The organism is Marinobacter sp. (assembly GCF_965229985.1).
Taxonomy (GTDB): domain Bacteria; phylum Pseudomonadota; class Gammaproteobacteria; order Pseudomonadales; family Oleiphilaceae; genus Marinobacter.
Window position 1 is genome coordinate 2,924,293 of the sequence record NZ_OZ245935.1, and the last position, 15,624, is coordinate 2,939,916.

Genomic DNA, 15,624 nt, shown 5'->3' on the forward strand with positions numbered 1-15,624 from the left:
GCCTTTGTGTCTTCCGAGAACGCCGGAGTTTTATCACGTATTCCCGGCCTGGCCTACATCGGTCTGGTTCTTACGCCGCTGTTCTGGGCCGGTAACGCGGTGGTTGCCCGGGGCACGGTAGAGAACATTCCGCCGCTCTCCATGTCGTTCTGGCGCTGGGTTATCGCCCTGGCCATCCTGCTGCCTTTCGGCCTGCCGGGTATCTGGCGCCACCGCCAGGTTATCCGCCAGCGATTCGGTTCCATGCTGGCCCTGGCGACCTTCAGCGTGGGGGCGTTCAATACCCTGCTGTACCTGGCGGCGACCACAACCACCGCTACCAATATTGCCCTGATCAACGCCACCATCCCCATTTTCGTGGCACTGCTGGCCTGGATTCTCCTCGGCGACCGCACCCGTCCGGTCCAGGCCTTCGGGATCGCACTGGCAATCACCGGCATCGTTACCGTGATTGCCCGCGGTGATCTATCGGTGCTCACCAGCCTTCAGGCCCAGCCGGGGGATCTGATCATGGTGGCGGCGGTATTCAGCTGGGGCCTGTTCTCGGTGCTATTGCGGCGACAGGCCGTGCCTCTGCCTGCGCTGACCTTTCTTACCACGCAGATTCTTCTGGGCACGCTGGTTGTGCTGCCGTTCTATCTGACGGATCTGATTTTCTTCTCCGGCGGCTTTGAGCTATCAAAAAGCACCGCCATGCCGTTGCTGTACTTCGCCATCTTCCCGGGGATCCTGGCCTATGGATTCTGGAACCACGGTGTGCATAAAATTGGCCCGGCCAGGGCGGCCATCTTCATGTACCTGACCCCTGTGTTTGCCTCGATTCTTGCAGGCATTTTCCTGGCCGAATCCCTCGGCCTGTTTCATGTTGTAGGCGGGGCGCTGATCCTGGCCGGGCTGGTGCTGGCCACGCAGACCCGGAAACGTACCCACTACCCAACTCCAGAGCAGTTAGCAAAAGGAGACACCCATGATTAAATCTATCCCAGAAAATTCTCGCCCCTTCTTTTGCCTGGCTCTGGTCCTGTTGACCGCTGGCCTATCAGCACCGGTTGCGGCTGAACCTTGTGATCCCGAAGAGTCCAAGTGGGTACCTACCCGTTATTATCCAGCCGGTGCCGCGGTCTTTCACAAAGGCAGTTGGTATGAGTCCCGCGAATTGCACGAAGGCCTGGAGCCGGGTATTACGTTTGATTGGAAGGAGCTGGATTCTGTGCCGGACTGCCAGGGCCGGAAGCAAAAGGTTGATCAGGCCAACAATGAGGGCGACCCGGAAGGAACACCGACAGGAGCCAACCAAACCGCCGGTAAAAGCAAGCGGGGTGAGACGGCCTCGGGTATGTGCGTTCGACCGGATCCATGGCTCTTTTCCAAAAGCTACACGGTTGGCAGCCTGGTCACCCACGGCGGCCAGATCTGGGAGGCTATCCGGGCAACCAACGGCGATATGCCCGGCATGAACAAGCCTCCTCGCTGGCAACTGGTTGAGGATCATTGTTCGCTGGAAGGCCAACAGTAACGAGAAACGGACAACTAACTAGAGAGCCGCTTCGATGCGGCCAATGACCTCTTCCAGAATCGATCTGGCGCAGCCGATGTTCAGGCGCATAAAGCCACTGCCCGGGTCGCCAAAGGAGAGTCCGGGGTTCATGCCCACACGGGCTTCCCGGACAAAAAAGCGTTTCAGGCCCGCATCGTCCAGGCCCAGTTCGCGGCAATCAAGCCACATAAGATAGGTGCCCTCCGGTGCGGACACGCGAATGCCGGGCAGGCGCTGAGCAACAGCTTCCACCACATAGTCCCGGTTCGCCTGCAGATAGGCCATCAGATCGTCCAGCCAGGGACCGCCATGACGGTAGCCGGCCTCAAACCCGGCAATACTGAACGGATTGCACTGGGGCAGATGCATGGATTCGAACACCGCCTTCATGGCCTTGCGCCGATCAGCATCAGGGATCACCAGGGCTGACAGGCCGAGGCCGGGCATGTTGAAACTCTTGCTCGGTGCAACCGCCGTTACCAGTGCATCTTCAGGACCGGCCAGGTTCGCCAGCATTGCGTGGCGCGGTTTATCCGGGAAGGTCAGATCGCAATGGATCTCGTCGGAGACCACCACCAGCTGGTGCCTGCGGGCGATATCCAGTACCGCCCTCAGCTCTTCCTCGGACCAAACCCGGCCCACCGGGTTATGGGGCGAGCACAGCAGCAGGATTCGGGCATCCGGGCGGGCAGCGCATTGCTCCAGATGATCAAGATCCATGCGGTAGTGGCCCAGGTCTCCGGTGACAGGATCCTCCGGCACCAGCGGGTTTTCGATCACCACCCGGCCACTGTGCCGCACCGAACTGAAAAACGGCGGATAGACCGGCGGCTGGATGATGACACCCTCACCGGGTCCCGCGTAGGCCATGCACGCGGCGTTGATCGATGGCACCACGCCGGGCGCCATCAGTATCCACTCACGCCGAATTTCCCAGTCATGGCGACTGGCAAACCAGTCAATCATCGACTGGTAAAGACTGTCCGGAAACAGGGTATAGCCGTATACCGGATGTTCCGCCCGCGCCTTCAACGCACGGGTAACAGCCTCCGGTGCCGCGAAATCCATATCGGCCACCCAGACCGGGATAACATCCTCGGTACCAAAAACCGCCTTGCGGGCATCAAACTTGACGGAACAGGTGTGTTCCCGGGAAACCGGCTGATCAAACGGGCTGGACACAGGGACTCTCCAGGGCAGATAACAACATTGGAAAACGGTATTGTGGTGGGCCCGAACGGCCATCGCAACCGCCTGCTCTCGATGTCGCCACAGTGTCCATATCCGGCTTTGGTCGAACATCGTCGATTAACACTTGCCCAGATGGGCCGATACTTGCGAACCTAACGGTTTATCCAACAAAAACTTCCAAACTTTCTCCCGGAGCCTGTTCAATGATTGGCCAGATCCTGTCCACCATGTTGCCGGTGTTCCTGATCGCTGGTTGCGGCGCCCTCTACGGCCGTTATCGGACCCCCGATATCCAGGGACTGAACGTTCTCAACATGGAGCTGTTTGTGCCCATGCTGGTCTTTGCCGTTCTTGCAGACCAGCAGGCTCCGCTGCAGGAGTATGCCCGGCTGGCACTGGCGGCCACCGTGGTTGTGCTCGGATCAGGTATTGTCCTGTACCCCCTGGCAAAGGTTCTGAAGCTTAACCTGAAGACCTTCCTGCCGCCGATGATGTTCAACAATTCCGGCAACATGGGGATTCCGCTGCTGGTATTGGCCTTCGGCGATGAGGCCCTGCCGGCGGCCATTGTGCTGTTCATCGTGGAAATGTTGCTGCACTTTTCGGTGGGGCTTTACATGCTCGACCCCCATACGTCGATCATCAAACGGCTCAAGCTGCCCATCGTTTTTGCCAGTATTGCCGGGCTGTCGGTCAATCTCGGCGGCGTGCCCCTGCCAGAGTGGCTGCTGGAAACCCTGAATATGCTCGGCGGTGTGTGCATCCCGCTGATGCTCTTCGCCCTTGGCGTGCGCATGCTGGATATCGATTTCAGTGATTGGAAACTGGGCATGCTGGGCGCCATTGCCTGCCCCGCCAGTGGCCTGATCCTGGCGTGGCCGATGATTGCGGTGCTCGATCTTCCCGGAATGCAGATAGCGGCGCTGTGGGTATTTGCAGCCTTACCTCCAGCCGTGCTCAATTACATGGTGGCGGAACAATATCGGCAGGAGCCACACAAGGTCGCCTCGCTGGTATTATTAAGCAATCTGGGCAGTCTTGTGGTTATGCCGGTTGTGCTCGGTCTGGTGTTTGCCGCCGGCTACGTCTGAGCATCTGCTCCAGTGCCCGCTCTGTTAGCCGAGGAAGGACCCGATGTCTGAAACCGTTGCGGTGGTGCGCGCCTCCCGACCCAATTTTCTGGTACTCGCACCACTGTGTGCCGGGCTTGGCGTGGCTGTCGCCTGGCACCAGGGCGAGCCTCCGGCCCTGCTCAATACCCTGCTCGTTCTGATCGGGGCCCTGCTCGCACACGCTGCCGTCAATCTGCTCAACGAATACGAGGACTTTGCCTCCGGGCTGGACCTGATTACCCACCGTACGCCGTTCTCCGGCGGCAGTGGCGCCTTGCCGGAGGTGCCCTCGGCCGCCCGGCAGGTTTTGCTGGCCGCCTTTGGCACCCTTGGACTGGTTGTCGCGATTGGCCTCTACTTTCTCTGGCTCCGGGGCCTGCCCATGTTGGTACTTGGCGCCGCCGGCGTGGTGCTGGTGGTCACCTACACCCGCTGGATTACCCGTTCGCCGCTGATTTGCCTGCTGGCTCCAGGGCTGGGGTTCGGACCGGTGATGATTCTGGGCAGCCTGATTGCCCTGGGGGCACGTCTGGATGCAACAGCCCTAACCGTTTCCACCATCGGCCTGCTGCTGGTCAGCGAATTGCTGCTGATCAATCAGATACCAGATGCCGAAGCAGACCGGAAAGTCGGGCGCCGACACCTGGTCATTACCCTGGGCCAGCCGGCCGCAGCCCGACTGGTAGGACTGCTGTTACTGGGCAGCTACGGCATTCTTGAGGTGGCGATCTGGATCGGCTGGTTGCCGTTGTGGACCGCTCTCGCGTTTGCGCCTCTGCCGGCAGCGATCTGGATAAGCGTCAAGCTGCCAGGCGCTCTCAACCGCCCCGAACAACTCAACACACTCCTCGGCATCAACGTCGCGGTGCTGCTGGCAACCCTGGCGCTATTGATCTGCGGACTCAGCCTTTAAACCGGAACACACTGACCCTGGAACGCAGCTGGCCGGCAAGTACGGCTAGATCACGGCTGGCCCCGGCCACCTGCTCGGAGCCGGCGGAGGTCTCCACCGTGGCGTCATGGATGCGGCTGATATTGCGGTTAACTTCTTCTGCAACGGAACTCTGCTCTTCCGAGGCGCTGGCGATCTGGGCATTCATGTCGTTGATGGCACCCACTTCATTCCGGATTCGGGCCAGGGCAGCCTCCGCCTCACTGGTCTTGTCCACCGTGGTGCGCGCCAGCTCCCGGCTGCTTTCCATGACCTCGGTCGCCTGCCCGGCGCCAGCCTGCAGGTTGCCAATCATCTCCTGAATTTCCCGGGTGGAGTCCTGGGTTCTTGATGCCAGAGAACGCACTTCGTCGGCCACCACGGCGAAGCCCCGGCCATGGGTGCCCGCGCGGGCTGCCTCGATCGCGGCATTCAGGGCCAGCAGGTTGGTCTGCTCGGCAATGGCATTGATCACCTCAATGATCTTTTCGATATTGGCGCTGTCCTCGGACACCCGGTGTACAGTCTGGGTTGCCTGTTCCAAGGTTTCCGCCAGCTCCCCGATGGAGGCCGCGGTTTCCTGGACCACGCGATTGCCGCTCTCCACTTCGGTGTCGGCTTTCTGGGTTGCAGTTGCGGCGCTGGCCGCAAAACCGGCCACTTCGTTCACCGTGGCAGCCATCTGGTTCACAGCGGTGGCCATTTGCTCCGCCTCGGTAGCCTGGAGACGTATCTGTCGGCTGTTATTGTCCGAGGTGCTTTCAAGCTCGGAAGAAGCATTGGAAAGCTCTTCAGCGGCAGACCCTACTTCCCGGATAATGCCGCCCAATCGCTCCACAGTATCCTGCAACGCCCCCATCACGCTGTCCGGATAGCGGGTGTGAATATCCTGGTCCAGCTCACCGTCGGCAAGTTGGCGAATGGCGCTGGCAACGTCTTCGGGCTCAGCGCCAAGAATCTTCTTCAACCGGCGAATGATGACCAGAGCCACCAGGGCACCCAGAATCACCGCCAGACCGGTGACAGCCAGGTTCAACGCATTGAATGTACTCGCCGCCTCGCGAACTTCATCCACGCCGCTTGTAACCACCTCTTCCTGGTAATCAATAAAGGCGTTTACCCGTTTCAACCACTCCGAATAGGCGCCGGAGACATCGCTGAGCAGAAATGCCCGGGCCTGATCTATCTCTCCCGCCAGGCGAAGCTCAAGGAGGTCGTCAGTCAACGTCAGGGCCCGGAGTTCTATCTCTTTTATGGCGGCCAACAGTTGCTTTTCCCGAGTGGTAGCGCCTTCTTTCCGGAACATCGCATCCATCGGGCCGGCGGAATCCCGGTAAAATTCCTTCAGACGCTCAATATCCGCGAGGTGTCGTTGCAGATCCCGGTCGTTTTCCACCAGCACCGCATCGCGAATGGCTATGGCACGATCGTGGACGCTGCCGCGGAAGTTAATGGCGTAGCGCTGCTTCACGGCGGCGCCGTCACCGACGTCGGTCAGTGTCCGGTCGATAAAACCGACGCGCTGGTTGCCAATCAGGCTGACCGCAATTACCAGGGACAGGATCAGACCAAAGCCGAGGGCTAGGCGTTTCGCAACGGTGAGCTGGCCAAACATGAGTACACTCCGGACACTTTTTATTGAATGAAGCTATGTGTTCTCTGAAATTGGCAGCCTGGATCAATCAATGGAGAGGAACTTGCGTGTTTTTGACAATGCTTTTCATTACTGCAATCAATCTTTACATCCAGCCCCCGCGGCCCTTGCAACTGGTCAGGCTTTGACCGATGGTAAAGGTCAGTTTCTCGCTGATTGCATTCACGATACGGAGGTCTCCCCATGAGTGTTCTATTTCTCCTGATCAGTGCCCTGGTACTGATCTATCTGGGTATTGGCGGCACCACGGCGGCTGCCATCATGTCCATTGCGACCGTTGTGGGCCTGTTCCAGGATGAATGGCACCTGATCAGCATCCTTTGTGGCGGTGTTCTGCTGGCGCTGGCGTTAATCCTTGTTATCCCCGGTGACTTGCGCCTCGACAAGCTCAGCCGCCCCCTGCTTGGCTGGGTGCGTAGCCGACTGCCCAAACTCTCTGACACCGAAGCGGAAGCCCTGAAATCCGGATCGGTTGACTGGGACGGTGAGCTATTTTCCGGCAAGCCAAAGTGGAGCAAGCTGCTGGACGCCAAGCCGGCGCACCTCACCAGCGAGGAACAGGCCTTCCTGGACGGCCCAGTGGAAGAGCTGTGCGCCATGCTCGACGACTGGAAGATCACCCACGAGCAGTACGACCTGCCGGACAAGGTCTGGAAGTTTATCCGTGAGAACGGCTTTTTCGGGCTGGTCATTCCCAAAGAGGACGGCGGCCTGGGCTTCTCCAACACCGCCCATTCCGAAATCGTGATGAAGATTTCCACCCGCAGCGTGTCGGCCGCCGTGACCGTGATGGTGCCCAACTCCCTCGGGCCCGGCGAGCTGCTGATGCACTACGGAACCGATGAGCAGAAACAGCACTATCTGCCCAGACTGGCCGGCGGCGACGAGATTCCCTGTTTTGCCCTCACCTCCCCCGTTGCCGGCTCGGACGCTGGCGCCATTCCGGATAAAGGTATCGTCTGCAAGGGCCAGTGGAACGGCAAGGAAGTGCTGGGCCTGAAAGTCACCTGGAACAAGCGTTACATCACGCTCGCACCGGTGGCGACACTGATCGGCCTGGCCATCAAGGTCTATGATCCGGACAAGCTGCTGGGCGATGCCGATGAGATCGGTGTGACCTGTGTGCTGGTACCGAAGGACACCGACGGCGTCAACGCCGGTGCCCGCCACCTGCCCATGAACACCGTCTTCATGAATGGCCCGACCTGGGGCAACGATGTCTTTATCCCCATGGAACAGGTCATTGGCGGCCAGGATATGCTCGGCAAGGGCTGGACCATGCTGCTGGAATGCCTGTCCATTGGCCGTTCCATCTCGCTGCCGGCTCTGGGCACCGGCGCCGGCAAGGTGGCCAGCCTGGCTACCGGCTCCTACGCCTACACGCGGGAACAGTTCGGCCGCACCATCAGCCAGTTTGAAGGCGTACAGGAAGCCCTGGAGCCCATCGCCGGCTACACCTACATGATGGACGCAGCCCGATTGCTCACCTCCGGCATGCTGGACCGGGGCGTGCGGCCCTCGGTGCCATCTGCCGTGCTGAAATACCGCAACACCGATCTGATGCGGGAAGTCATCAACCACGCCATGGACGTGGTGGCAGGCCGCGGCGTTATCACCGGTCCCCGCAACTTCCTGGCCCGGGCCTACCAGGCGGTGCCCATTGGGATTACCGTGGAAGGCGCCAACATCCTCACCCGGAGCCTGATGATCTTCGGCCAGGGTTCCATCCGCTGCCATCCGTTCATTGTTGAGGAAATCGAAGCCGCGGGCATGGAAGATGAAGACAAAGCCGCGAAAAAATTCGACGGCATCTTCTATCGCCATCTGGCCCACACTACCCGCAACGCGCTTCGGGCGCTTCTTCTGGGTTTGACCCGTGGCTGGATTGAATCTGTGCCACGGCAGGGCGATATCAAGCCCTGTTACCGTCAGCTGGCCCGCTTCTCCGCAGCTTTCGCCCTGATGACCGATGTCACCCTGCTAACGGTCGGTGGCGGCCTCAAGGCCCGCCAGCGGCTTTCCGGCCGGATGGCTGACTGCCTGGTGCAGCTTTACTACGCCACCGCCGTGATCAAGCAATGGCATGAAGAAGGTTACCCGGATGACCAGCGGCCGTTGGTGGAATGGTGCCTGAAAACCTGCCTCCGGGATCTCCAGAGCTCCATGCGCGAGGCAATCATCAACTTCCCGGTGCCGGCCCTGCGCTGGCCCTTGCGTCTGCTGGTGTTCCCGCTGGGTGCCACCGGTCTTAATGGTCCGGACGACAAGCTGGGCGCGAAGGTCGCGGAATCCATCGTCAAGGACACCCCGGTGCGCCAACGCATCAGTCGCGGTGCCTACACCACCATGGACCCGGAAGACCCACTCGGACGGGTCCTCAATGCCTACAAACTCGCCAACGAGACCGCGGACATGCGCAATCGGCTGCATGAGGCCATGCGTAACCGCGATGAAGACGAACTGGGCGGCATTGACCTGCTGATGGGTCATCAACGCAAGGAACTCGTGGACTGGGCCTGTGCCCAGGGCGTGGTCAAGGCAGACGAGTGCGACAAACTGCTGGAAGCACTTGAAGCGCTTTACGATGTGATTCGCGTGGATGCCTTCGATGCCGATGGCCTGAAAGCGCTGTCACGCTGCGCCAAAGGCAAGCGCAAGGTGGTCGAACGTCCGCCAAGAGAAGAAAAATAGGGCGCAGATGAACCTATGACCGACCCTGGCGATTTGCGCCCCAACGAGGAGGCCGTCGAACTCGAACCGGCTTCTGACGCCACGTTGCGTTTCATCGGTACCATCCGGACCCCCTGGCGCGATCGCAAGGATTGCCCGCGCCAGGGTGACCTGGACGGCCCGGAATGCCAACTCGCTCTGGATCCTGTCTGGCACGACGCGCTGAAGGGGCTCGAAGACTACGACACCATCGAGGTGCTCTACTGGCTGGACCAGAGCCGACGCGATCTGGTCCGGCAAAGCCCCAGAAGCGACGGCCAGACCTTCGGCACCTTTGCCCTGCGCTCCCCGGTTCGGCCCAATCCAATTGGCACTTCCATGGTCAAACTCGTTCGTATAGAAAACGGGATCCTGATCGTGCGCGGCCTGGACTGTCTCGACGGAACGCCATTGCTCGACATAAAACCAGACCGCTGCGCCTTCAGCCCGAAGGCGCCGCCAAAAGCCGGCTCCTGATGGCCTCATCCACCAGCCAGCGCCGAAGCGTCTGGATCCCCCGCTCCTGCCGCCGGCTGGTCTTCCAGGCAAAATAGAAGGTGTCACCGGTTGCCACCGAATGGGCCGGCAGACGCACAAAATCTTCCGAATCCCGTCGCGTACTCAGCATGTAATCGTTGGTCAGCGCCACCCCCTGATGGAAGCGCGCCGCCTCAAGCGCCAACAGCATATGACTGAAATGCTGCACCCGCGCGGCACCGGGTAGGCGCTCACCCACCGCCGCATACCACGCCTGCCAGTCTCCGCCCGCACGGTCGAAAATACTATGGGTCGACAACAACGGAAACCGCGCCAGCTCCTCCGGCGACAATGGCGGCTCATCCCGCTGCTCCGGCAGATCATCCCGCCCCAGCTCCCGCCGTATACGCTTCCAGTAATCCTGACTACACACCGGAAACAGCCGCTCCTCATAGAGCTTGTCATAGCTGAACGCCGACGCATCCGTGCGAATGGTAATAAAACAATCCGCCACCCGGTCCGACAACACCGGATTCCCACTGCTCATCTCAAGCGCCAGATCCAGCTGCGGATGCAGCCGCTGCAAGTAAGGCAACCGCGGCACCAGCCAGCGCACAGCAAACGAACTAAACACCGACAATCGAAGCCGGGCCTCCTCATGCCCCACTAACTGCTCACTGGCCCGCTCAATCTGCAACAACGCTGAGCTGACCGCATCCAGATACTGACGCCCCTGATCAGTCAACGACAGCGTCCGGCCACTGCGCCAGAACAGCTGCTCCCCCAGGTATTTTTCCAGCTGTTTGATCTGGTGGCTAACCGCACTCTGGCTCACCGCCAGCTCATCGGCAGCAAGGGAAAAGCTGTTGAGACGGGCAACAGCTTCGAAGACAGGCAGAGCTTTCAAGGGTGGCAGTTTCATTATCTAATTTTCTAATGGCTATCGAATAAAGATCATTTTATCGGATATTAAAACCCAAATAGAATTCCTGAGCCAGTTAGGGGAGTCCGGGCAGGTAATGGCTTCCGAAAATACTCGGAGCCAGGGAAGGCGGAGAGCAAGCGTACATGGATGTACTCGCAGCGGTTTTCGGAAGCCATTTGCTGACCGGGCTCATGCACCCAAAGTTGAAGAATTGAGGAGAAAAACATGTCAGGAAAAACCGTAAACAGCGCCATCCTGCTGCTGGTGATCGGCAACGCCATGGCGTTGATCTCTGACGTGTTCATCAAACTCCTCGAGCCCGGCGCGCCGGTTTTCCAGTTCGCCTTCCTGCGTTGCCTGATCACCCTGGCCTTTCTGCTGCCACTGGCAAAACAGCTGGACCGGAAAAACCTGTTCGCCGGCCTGAAAATCCACACCTTCCGGGCCCACATCCACCTGGCCGGCATCCTGTGCATGGTGATAGCCCTGGGTAACCTGCCGCTGGCGACCGCCAACGCCGTCTTCTATGCCGCGCCCATCCTGGTGATGGTGCTCTCGGTATTCCTGTTCCGGGAAAAACTGACACCACTAAGCGTAACCGCGGTCTTCAGCGGCTTTGCCGGCATTGTGCTCATTCTACGGCCGGTGGAATTCAACTGGGCGGCCGTGGCCGCGCTTGGCTCGGCGTTTGCCCTGGCCATCAACGCCGTCCTGGTCCGGAAACTGCCGAAACAGCAGAGCACCGTCCACAAACTGTTCCTGAATTACCTGCTGATTCTGCCAGCGGCCGGGGCCCTGGCCTGGTGGGAAGGCGCACAATGGGATTCGGGCATCCTGATCGGCGCCATGGGCTCGGCCCTGTTCATTCTGGGCTACAACATCACCGTACTGCTGGCCTACCGCCAGGTGGACGCCAACCAGGTCACCAGCGCCGAATACACCGGTCTGATCTGGGCCGTGGGGATTGGCTGGATATGGTTCGGAGAGGTGCCCGACCTGTGGTTCCTGGCCGGCAGCCTGATGATTGTCGTGCCCCTGCTACTCATCGGTTTGCAGCACCGGCGCAAGGAGCCTGCAAGAGGATTCAATCCCGCCCCGGAGCAACAGCAGCTCCGGAGCCAGGAAGCTTCACTCAGTGCCGGGAAGATTCAATTAGCACGTGAGTGTCGTGAATGATCCGACCAATCCTGGCCTCCGGCGGCAATCCGTCACCGTAGCCCAGTTTGATGCGGTAATGGCCTGAATGTTGGCGATGCCAGTCACGCCGGCGGTCGTGCCTGTCGCGGTAGACATCGCGCTTATGCTTCTTGCCCCAATGGCGCTTGTCGCCATGGTAGCGATGGCGATCGTGGTGTTTTCGATCCCATTTATGCTGCTTGTAGTGCCGGGGCTTGTGATGGTGTCGATTATAACGGTCGTCGCGGTAATGGGCCTGCAGGAACTTTTTCTGGTGGCCCGGAGGTACGGCTTTGCCGCGTTCATGGTGTTTTTGCCAACCCTGACCCCGGCGGTCATCATCGGCCATCACCGGAGCAGACGCCATCAGGAATGCCGTTATCAGGCTTCCGATCAACAATCGCTTCATGATGATTCTCCCGTTCTGTTCACAGACAGATCTCGCATCCGGACCCAGTGCCGGATGCCTCTGAACCCAGATTATCGAACCGGGAGGGAATGTCAGCGCCCCGAAGCGGGCTTTGCAGGATCTTTACGAAACGCCCGGTCTGCTTGACGTTCTATTGTCCCTGCGTGTCGTTTTTAGCGGCAGACTTCAGGTGGGATTCAATGGCAAAGGTGTGGGGGCAGTCAGCACCAAGCGCACGGAGGGATTCCGCCAGCCTCAGCAGATACTCGGCATTGGGACCGCTGGGGCCCGAGGCAGAGGCAATCTGGCGGGCAATATCGGCATCCGGCGCGTGGCCGAGGAAGGCTTCGTTGTCTTCGGTGGCAATGTATACCAGACCCTCGGCATGGCTGCCATCGTCAAAGGTAAGCGTGGTGCTCAGACGCAGATAACCGTTCTTTTCCCGGACATCCAGGTGTTCGAACACATTGGGCGACACCCGGAACGCCATGCCCTTGCAGACAGCATTCGGCTTTTCCACCAGGGTTACCACCCGGCCCGGCGACTCGGGGGTTCCCCGGTGATCATGGGACCCTTGCCAGAACCGCCGCTCCCATCCACGAATCGACGCCGGGCGCTGCTCCAGGAAGGGAAAATCGACCTTGTAGATCAGGGAGCCATAACCAAACAGCCAGACCGACTCGACGCCGGAGAAATCGTATCGTTGGCGATTGTACTCAATAGTATTGGCAGACATCAGACACCCTGCTGCGAGAACGGAACGGGGAATACTCTAGGTGGACGCAATAAAACCCGCAATGCCCGTCAGCACGATTTCAGCGGCCATGGCAGAAAGGATCAGACCACTGATCTTGGACATTATGTTCAGGCCAGTCTTGCCCAGCACCTTCTCAAGGTAGCCTGACAGATGCAGCAGCACAGCCAGGATCAACAGGCTCGATACCAGCCCCAGGAGCCCGCCGGCCACCTCAGATACCCGGTTGAGTTCGGCACCGTACACCATGATCGCACCAATGGTGGCCGGGCCAATCATCACCGGAATAGCCAGTGGCACAACGGCAATGTCATCCCGATCCTCATCGGGCAGTCCGGTGGCGTGATTGCGGGTGCCACTGGTTACCAGGCTGATGGCGGTCAGGAACAGCAGACTGCCGGCACCGATCCGGAAAGAGTTTAGGGTAATGCCGATGGCACTGAACAGCAGCGGGCCGGCAAAGAACAGAATCACGCCCATCAAAAATGCCGAAACGCAGGCACGGCGGATAATCGATGTCTTCTCGGTTGCCGGCAGGCCCCGGGTCAGCGCCAGGAACATGGTCACCACGAAAAACGGCGCCAGCAGGAACAGAAAGCGAATGGTGCTGCTGATGTAGGTGGAGAAAAAGGTTTCAAGCATTCCGGGTATTCCAGCGGTCAATGAAAGCGGGCAAGCATAGCTTGCTACCACGTTTTCTGCCGTAAGGAAGTGGACGTATGACGGCTGTTCGAATCACACGGCCATCGGTGTCACATAGCTGAAGCGCTTACGATACTGCTCCATGGTGCAGCCCACCGTTCGCTTGAATAAACGCCGGAACGAGCTGGCATCCTCATAGCCCACGCTCCAGATAATGCGGGCGGTCTGCTCACGACTGGATTCCAGCTTGTGTTTGGCGGCTTCAATTCGCAGATGCTGGAGATAGCCAATGGGCGTTTCCCCGGTCGCCTCCTTGAATCGGCGCTTGAAGGTGCGCGTACCCAATCCGGCGACATCGGCAACATCATCAATGCTGACAGGGTCGGAGTAATGATGCTCCAGCCAGGTTTGAGCCTTGCGGATGGCATCGTCCTGATGGGCCTTCCGGCTGTAGAAGGCCATATACGGTGTCTGTTCAACCCGGCGACCATCCAGAACCAGCATCTTGCTACAGGCCAGGGCGACTGAGGGAGAGGCAAAACGTTCCACCAGGTAGAGGCAAAGATCCACAAACGCCGTCGCACCGCCGGCACAGATAATCTGGCCGTTATCCACCAGCAGTTGATCTTCATCCAACCGAATATCCGGGTAACGGCCGCGAAAGAGCGGTGCTGCCCGCCAGTGTGTGGTGGCCACCTGATCGCCCAGCAAGCCGGCCTCCGCGAGTACAAAACTGCCCGTGCACACACTTGCCACCACAACACCCTGCTCAAAGGCCTCCCTCAGCCAGCCATAAAGGGGTATGGCTGGTGCCAGGGTTCGTTCCAGCAGCTCCGCGCTGACAGCAGCTTCAATAGACGAGCCAACAACAATCAGGTCTGGCCGGAAGCTTTCACGACACACCGTTGGTGTGACCAGAGCACCGCTGTAACCACGGACCGGCTGATTATCCACGGTCACCACCTGACAGTTGAACAGGGGATCACTGCGGACGCCTGGCACGCGGGCGCAATAGTTCGCCACAGTGAAGAAATCCATCACCCCGTGTACACCGGAAGCATGGCAGTTAGGCAAGGCAACGATAGCAATATTCATCATGGGAAAATGGCCCTTTCCGCACTTTATATGTCAAATATGACACTCCTGCTGACAGCCGGCAAGCCCTAACCTGAAACTGTCATCCACCACAGCACGAAGAAGGACTTTCTCCATGACCTCACAACTGAATACACAGACACAGATCCCACGCCACTCAAGCCAAGCCGGGAAACCCGCCACTGCGGGGCTTTCCGCGACTCGTCTGGCGCTGCAACTCTATGCCCGGGTATCGCCGCAAAAAGCCGGAAAACTGGTGAACCGTATGGCCTTCAGACCCTCCCGTCTGTCTCTGCCCGTTCGCTACGAGCACTGGCTGGATAACACCGACAGCTATACCCAGCTTCAACACGGCGCCCGAACCATTCCAGTCTATTCCTGGGGAGAAGGCCCGGTGATTCTGGGGGTCCATGGCTGGGGAGGTGCGGGCGTTCAGTTCGGCGCCTGGATTGAACCGCTGGTTGAAGCCGGTTATCGGGTGGTTCTCTTCGATGCCCCGGCCCATGGCCGGGCCCAGGGGGAGAGCACAGATCTGCTCGAAATGGCAGACGTGACAGCTCACGTGTCTGCCAGCGTGGGCGGTGTCCGAGGTGTACTGGCGCATTCCCTCGGATGTATCGCAGCAGCGCGGGCTATCACCAACGGGCTTCATACCGACTACCTGGCTATGCTAGCACCACCAGTCAGCCTGAAGGCCGCGATGGAGAACCTTGGCAGGCAGCTGGTCCTCAGCCCCGAAGTGCTGGCCGTTCACCTTGAACTCATGGAAGACCGGTTCGGCCCTTCCGTTTGGGAGAAGTTGAATCTTGAGGCGCTGTGCCGCGGGCTGAACCAGCCCGGCCTGGTTGTCATTGACGACACCGACACGTCCATTTCACCGGATGAGAGCCAACGCGTGGCTGAAACCTGGGCCAAGGCAGATCTTTTGCGCACCAGTGGTCTTGGCCATCATCGGATTCTCTCAAGTCCCATGGTCATGGAAACAGTGCTGAAAAGTCTGGGCCGGGGGTGA

General features: G+C 59.5%; 15 protein-coding genes. 8 read left to right on the top strand and 7 right to left on the bottom strand.

Features of this window, described 5'->3' with window-relative positions; all coding sequences use genetic code 11:
* The first annotated feature begins 6 nt into the window (after positions 1-6).
* Positions 7-975, top strand: a complete 969-nt coding sequence (locus ACO06L_RS13395; RefSeq protein WP_202346172.1) for a DMT family transporter — start codon at positions 7-9, stop codon at positions 973-975.
* Positions 968-1,516: a carbohydrate-binding protein gene (locus tag ACO06L_RS13400; protein WP_202346173.1), complete on the top strand. Its 549-nt coding sequence runs from the start codon at positions 968-970 to the stop codon at positions 1,514-1,516. Before ACO06L_RS13395 ends, ACO06L_RS13400 begins: the two co-directional genes overlap by 8 nt.
* A gap of 18 nt (positions 1,517-1,534) precedes the next feature.
* Here the strand turns inward: ACO06L_RS13400 and ACO06L_RS13405 are convergent, their stop codons facing one another.
* A complete protein-coding gene (locus tag ACO06L_RS13405; RefSeq protein WP_202346174.1) occupies positions 1,535-2,719 on the bottom strand; it encodes a MalY/PatB family protein in 1,185 nt (394 codons plus the stop codon).
* A gap of 212 nt (positions 2,720-2,931) precedes the next feature.
* Here ACO06L_RS13405 and ACO06L_RS13410 point away from each other — a divergent pair, with 212 nt between their 5' ends.
* The gene (locus ACO06L_RS13410; RefSeq protein ID WP_202346175.1) at positions 2,932-3,819 is read left to right on the top strand and encodes an AEC family transporter; all 888 of its coding nucleotides are present in this window, start codon (positions 2,932-2,934) and stop codon (positions 3,817-3,819) included.
* Between the two features lie 43 nt (positions 3,820-3,862).
* Entirely contained in the window at positions 3,863-4,753 is an 891-nt protein-coding gene (locus ACO06L_RS13415) for a prenyltransferase (protein WP_202346176.1), read from the top strand.
* Here the strand turns inward: ACO06L_RS13415 and ACO06L_RS13420 are convergent.
* Positions 4,743-6,386 (bottom strand): methyl-accepting chemotaxis protein, encoded by a 1,644-nt coding sequence (locus tag ACO06L_RS13420; RefSeq protein WP_202346177.1) that lies wholly within the window; start codon positions 6,384-6,386, stop codon positions 4,743-4,745. The two genes, ACO06L_RS13415 and ACO06L_RS13420, sit on opposite strands and share 11 nt — an antisense overlap.
* A gap of 222 nt (positions 6,387-6,608) precedes the next feature.
* On the opposite strand from ACO06L_RS13420, the gene ACO06L_RS13425 reads away from it, so the two are divergent.
* Positions 6,609-9,116 (top strand): acyl-CoA dehydrogenase, encoded by a 2,508-nt coding sequence (locus ACO06L_RS13425; protein WP_202346178.1) that lies wholly within the window; start codon positions 6,609-6,611, stop codon positions 9,114-9,116.
* Between the two features lie 15 nt (positions 9,117-9,131).
* Positions 9,132-9,611, top strand: a complete 480-nt coding sequence (tsaA, locus tag ACO06L_RS13430) for a tRNA (N6-threonylcarbamoyladenosine(37)-N6)-methyltransferase TrmO (RefSeq protein ID WP_202346179.1) — start codon at positions 9,132-9,134, stop codon at positions 9,609-9,611.
* On the opposite strand, the gene ACO06L_RS13435 is transcribed toward tsaA, so the two are convergent.
* Complete coding sequence (locus ACO06L_RS13435) at positions 9,577-10,533, bottom strand: LysR substrate-binding domain-containing protein (protein WP_202346180.1); 957 nt, start codon at positions 10,531-10,533, stop codon at positions 9,577-9,579. The genes tsaA and ACO06L_RS13435 overlap by 35 nt on opposite strands.
* 228 nt (positions 10,534-10,761) lie before the next feature.
* On the opposite strand from ACO06L_RS13435, the gene ACO06L_RS13440 reads away from it, so the two are divergent.
* Positions 10,762-11,712: a DMT family transporter gene (locus ACO06L_RS13440; RefSeq protein ID WP_202346181.1), complete on the top strand. Its 951-nt coding sequence runs from the start codon at positions 10,762-10,764 to the stop codon at positions 11,710-11,712.
* Here the strand turns inward: ACO06L_RS13440 and ACO06L_RS13445 are convergent.
* From ACO06L_RS13445 to ACO06L_RS13460, 4 genes are all read right to left on the bottom strand, one after another.
* A complete protein-coding gene (locus ACO06L_RS13445) occupies positions 11,669-12,121 on the bottom strand; it encodes a hypothetical protein (RefSeq protein ID WP_202346182.1) in 453 nt (150 codons plus the stop codon). The two genes, ACO06L_RS13440 and ACO06L_RS13445, sit on opposite strands and share 44 nt — an antisense overlap.
* Positions 12,122-12,272: 151 nt before the next feature.
* The gene (locus ACO06L_RS13450) at positions 12,273-12,857 is read right to left on the bottom strand and encodes a gamma-glutamylcyclotransferase (RefSeq protein ID WP_202346183.1); all 585 of its coding nucleotides are present in this window, start codon (positions 12,855-12,857) and stop codon (positions 12,273-12,275) included.
* Positions 12,858-12,893: 36 nt separating this feature from the next.
* On the bottom strand, positions 12,894-13,517 hold the full coding sequence (locus ACO06L_RS13455) for a MarC family protein (RefSeq protein WP_202346184.1): 624 nt from the start codon (positions 13,515-13,517) through the stop codon (positions 12,894-12,896).
* A 93-nt stretch (positions 13,518-13,610) separates the two neighbouring features.
* Positions 13,611-14,615 carry a GlxA family transcriptional regulator gene (locus ACO06L_RS13460; RefSeq protein ID WP_202346185.1) on the bottom strand — a complete coding sequence of 335 codons (1,005 nt, stop codon included), beginning with the start codon at positions 14,613-14,615 and terminating at the stop codon, positions 13,611-13,613.
* Positions 14,616-14,727: 112 nt separating this feature from the next.
* Between ACO06L_RS13460 and ACO06L_RS13465 the strand changes: the two genes are divergently transcribed.
* Entirely contained in the window at positions 14,728-15,624 is an 897-nt protein-coding gene (locus ACO06L_RS13465; protein ID WP_202346186.1) for an alpha/beta hydrolase, read from the top strand.

What these genes read in the sequence shown, in the direction of transcription:
- ACO06L_RS13440 (WP_202346181.1), top strand. Translation starts at nt 10,762, where the DNA reads ATGTCAGGAAAAACCGTAAACAGCGCCATCCTGCTGCTGGTGATCGGC.
- ACO06L_RS13410 (WP_202346175.1), top strand. Translation starts at nt 2,932, where the DNA reads ATGATTGGCCAGATCCTGTCCACCATGTTGCCGGTGTTCCTGATCGCT.
- ACO06L_RS13465 (WP_202346186.1), top strand. Translation starts at nt 14,728, where the DNA reads ATGACCTCACAACTGAATACACAGACACAGATCCCACGCCACTCAAGC.
- ACO06L_RS13420 (WP_202346177.1), bottom strand. Translation starts at nt 6,386, where the DNA reads ATGTTTGGCCAGCTCACCGTTGCGAAACGCCTAGCCCTCGGCTTTGGT.
- ACO06L_RS13435 (WP_202346180.1), bottom strand. Translation starts at nt 10,533, where the DNA reads ATGAAACTGCCACCCTTGAAAGCTCTGCCTGTCTTCGAAGCTGTTGCC.
- ACO06L_RS13455 (WP_202346184.1), bottom strand. Translation starts at nt 13,517, where the DNA reads ATGCTTGAAACCTTTTTCTCCACCTACATCAGCAGCACCATTCGCTTT.
- ACO06L_RS13445 (WP_202346182.1), bottom strand. Translation starts at nt 12,121, where the DNA reads ATGAAGCGATTGTTGATCGGAAGCCTGATAACGGCATTCCTGATGGCG.
- tsaA (WP_202346179.1), top strand. Translation starts at nt 9,132, where the DNA reads ATGACCGACCCTGGCGATTTGCGCCCCAACGAGGAGGCCGTCGAACTC.
- ACO06L_RS13400 (WP_202346173.1), top strand. Translation starts at nt 968, where the DNA reads ATGATTAAATCTATCCCAGAAAATTCTCGCCCCTTCTTTTGCCTGGCT.
- ACO06L_RS13450 (WP_202346183.1), bottom strand. Translation starts at nt 12,857, where the DNA reads ATGTCTGCCAATACTATTGAGTACAATCGCCAACGATACGATTTCTCC.
- ACO06L_RS13425 (WP_202346178.1), top strand. Translation starts at nt 6,609, where the DNA reads ATGAGTGTTCTATTTCTCCTGATCAGTGCCCTGGTACTGATCTATCTG.
- ACO06L_RS13460 (WP_202346185.1), bottom strand. Translation starts at nt 14,615, where the DNA reads ATGATGAATATTGCTATCGTTGCCTTGCCTAACTGCCATGCTTCCGGT.
- ACO06L_RS13415 (WP_202346176.1), top strand. Translation starts at nt 3,863, where the DNA reads ATGTCTGAAACCGTTGCGGTGGTGCGCGCCTCCCGACCCAATTTTCTG.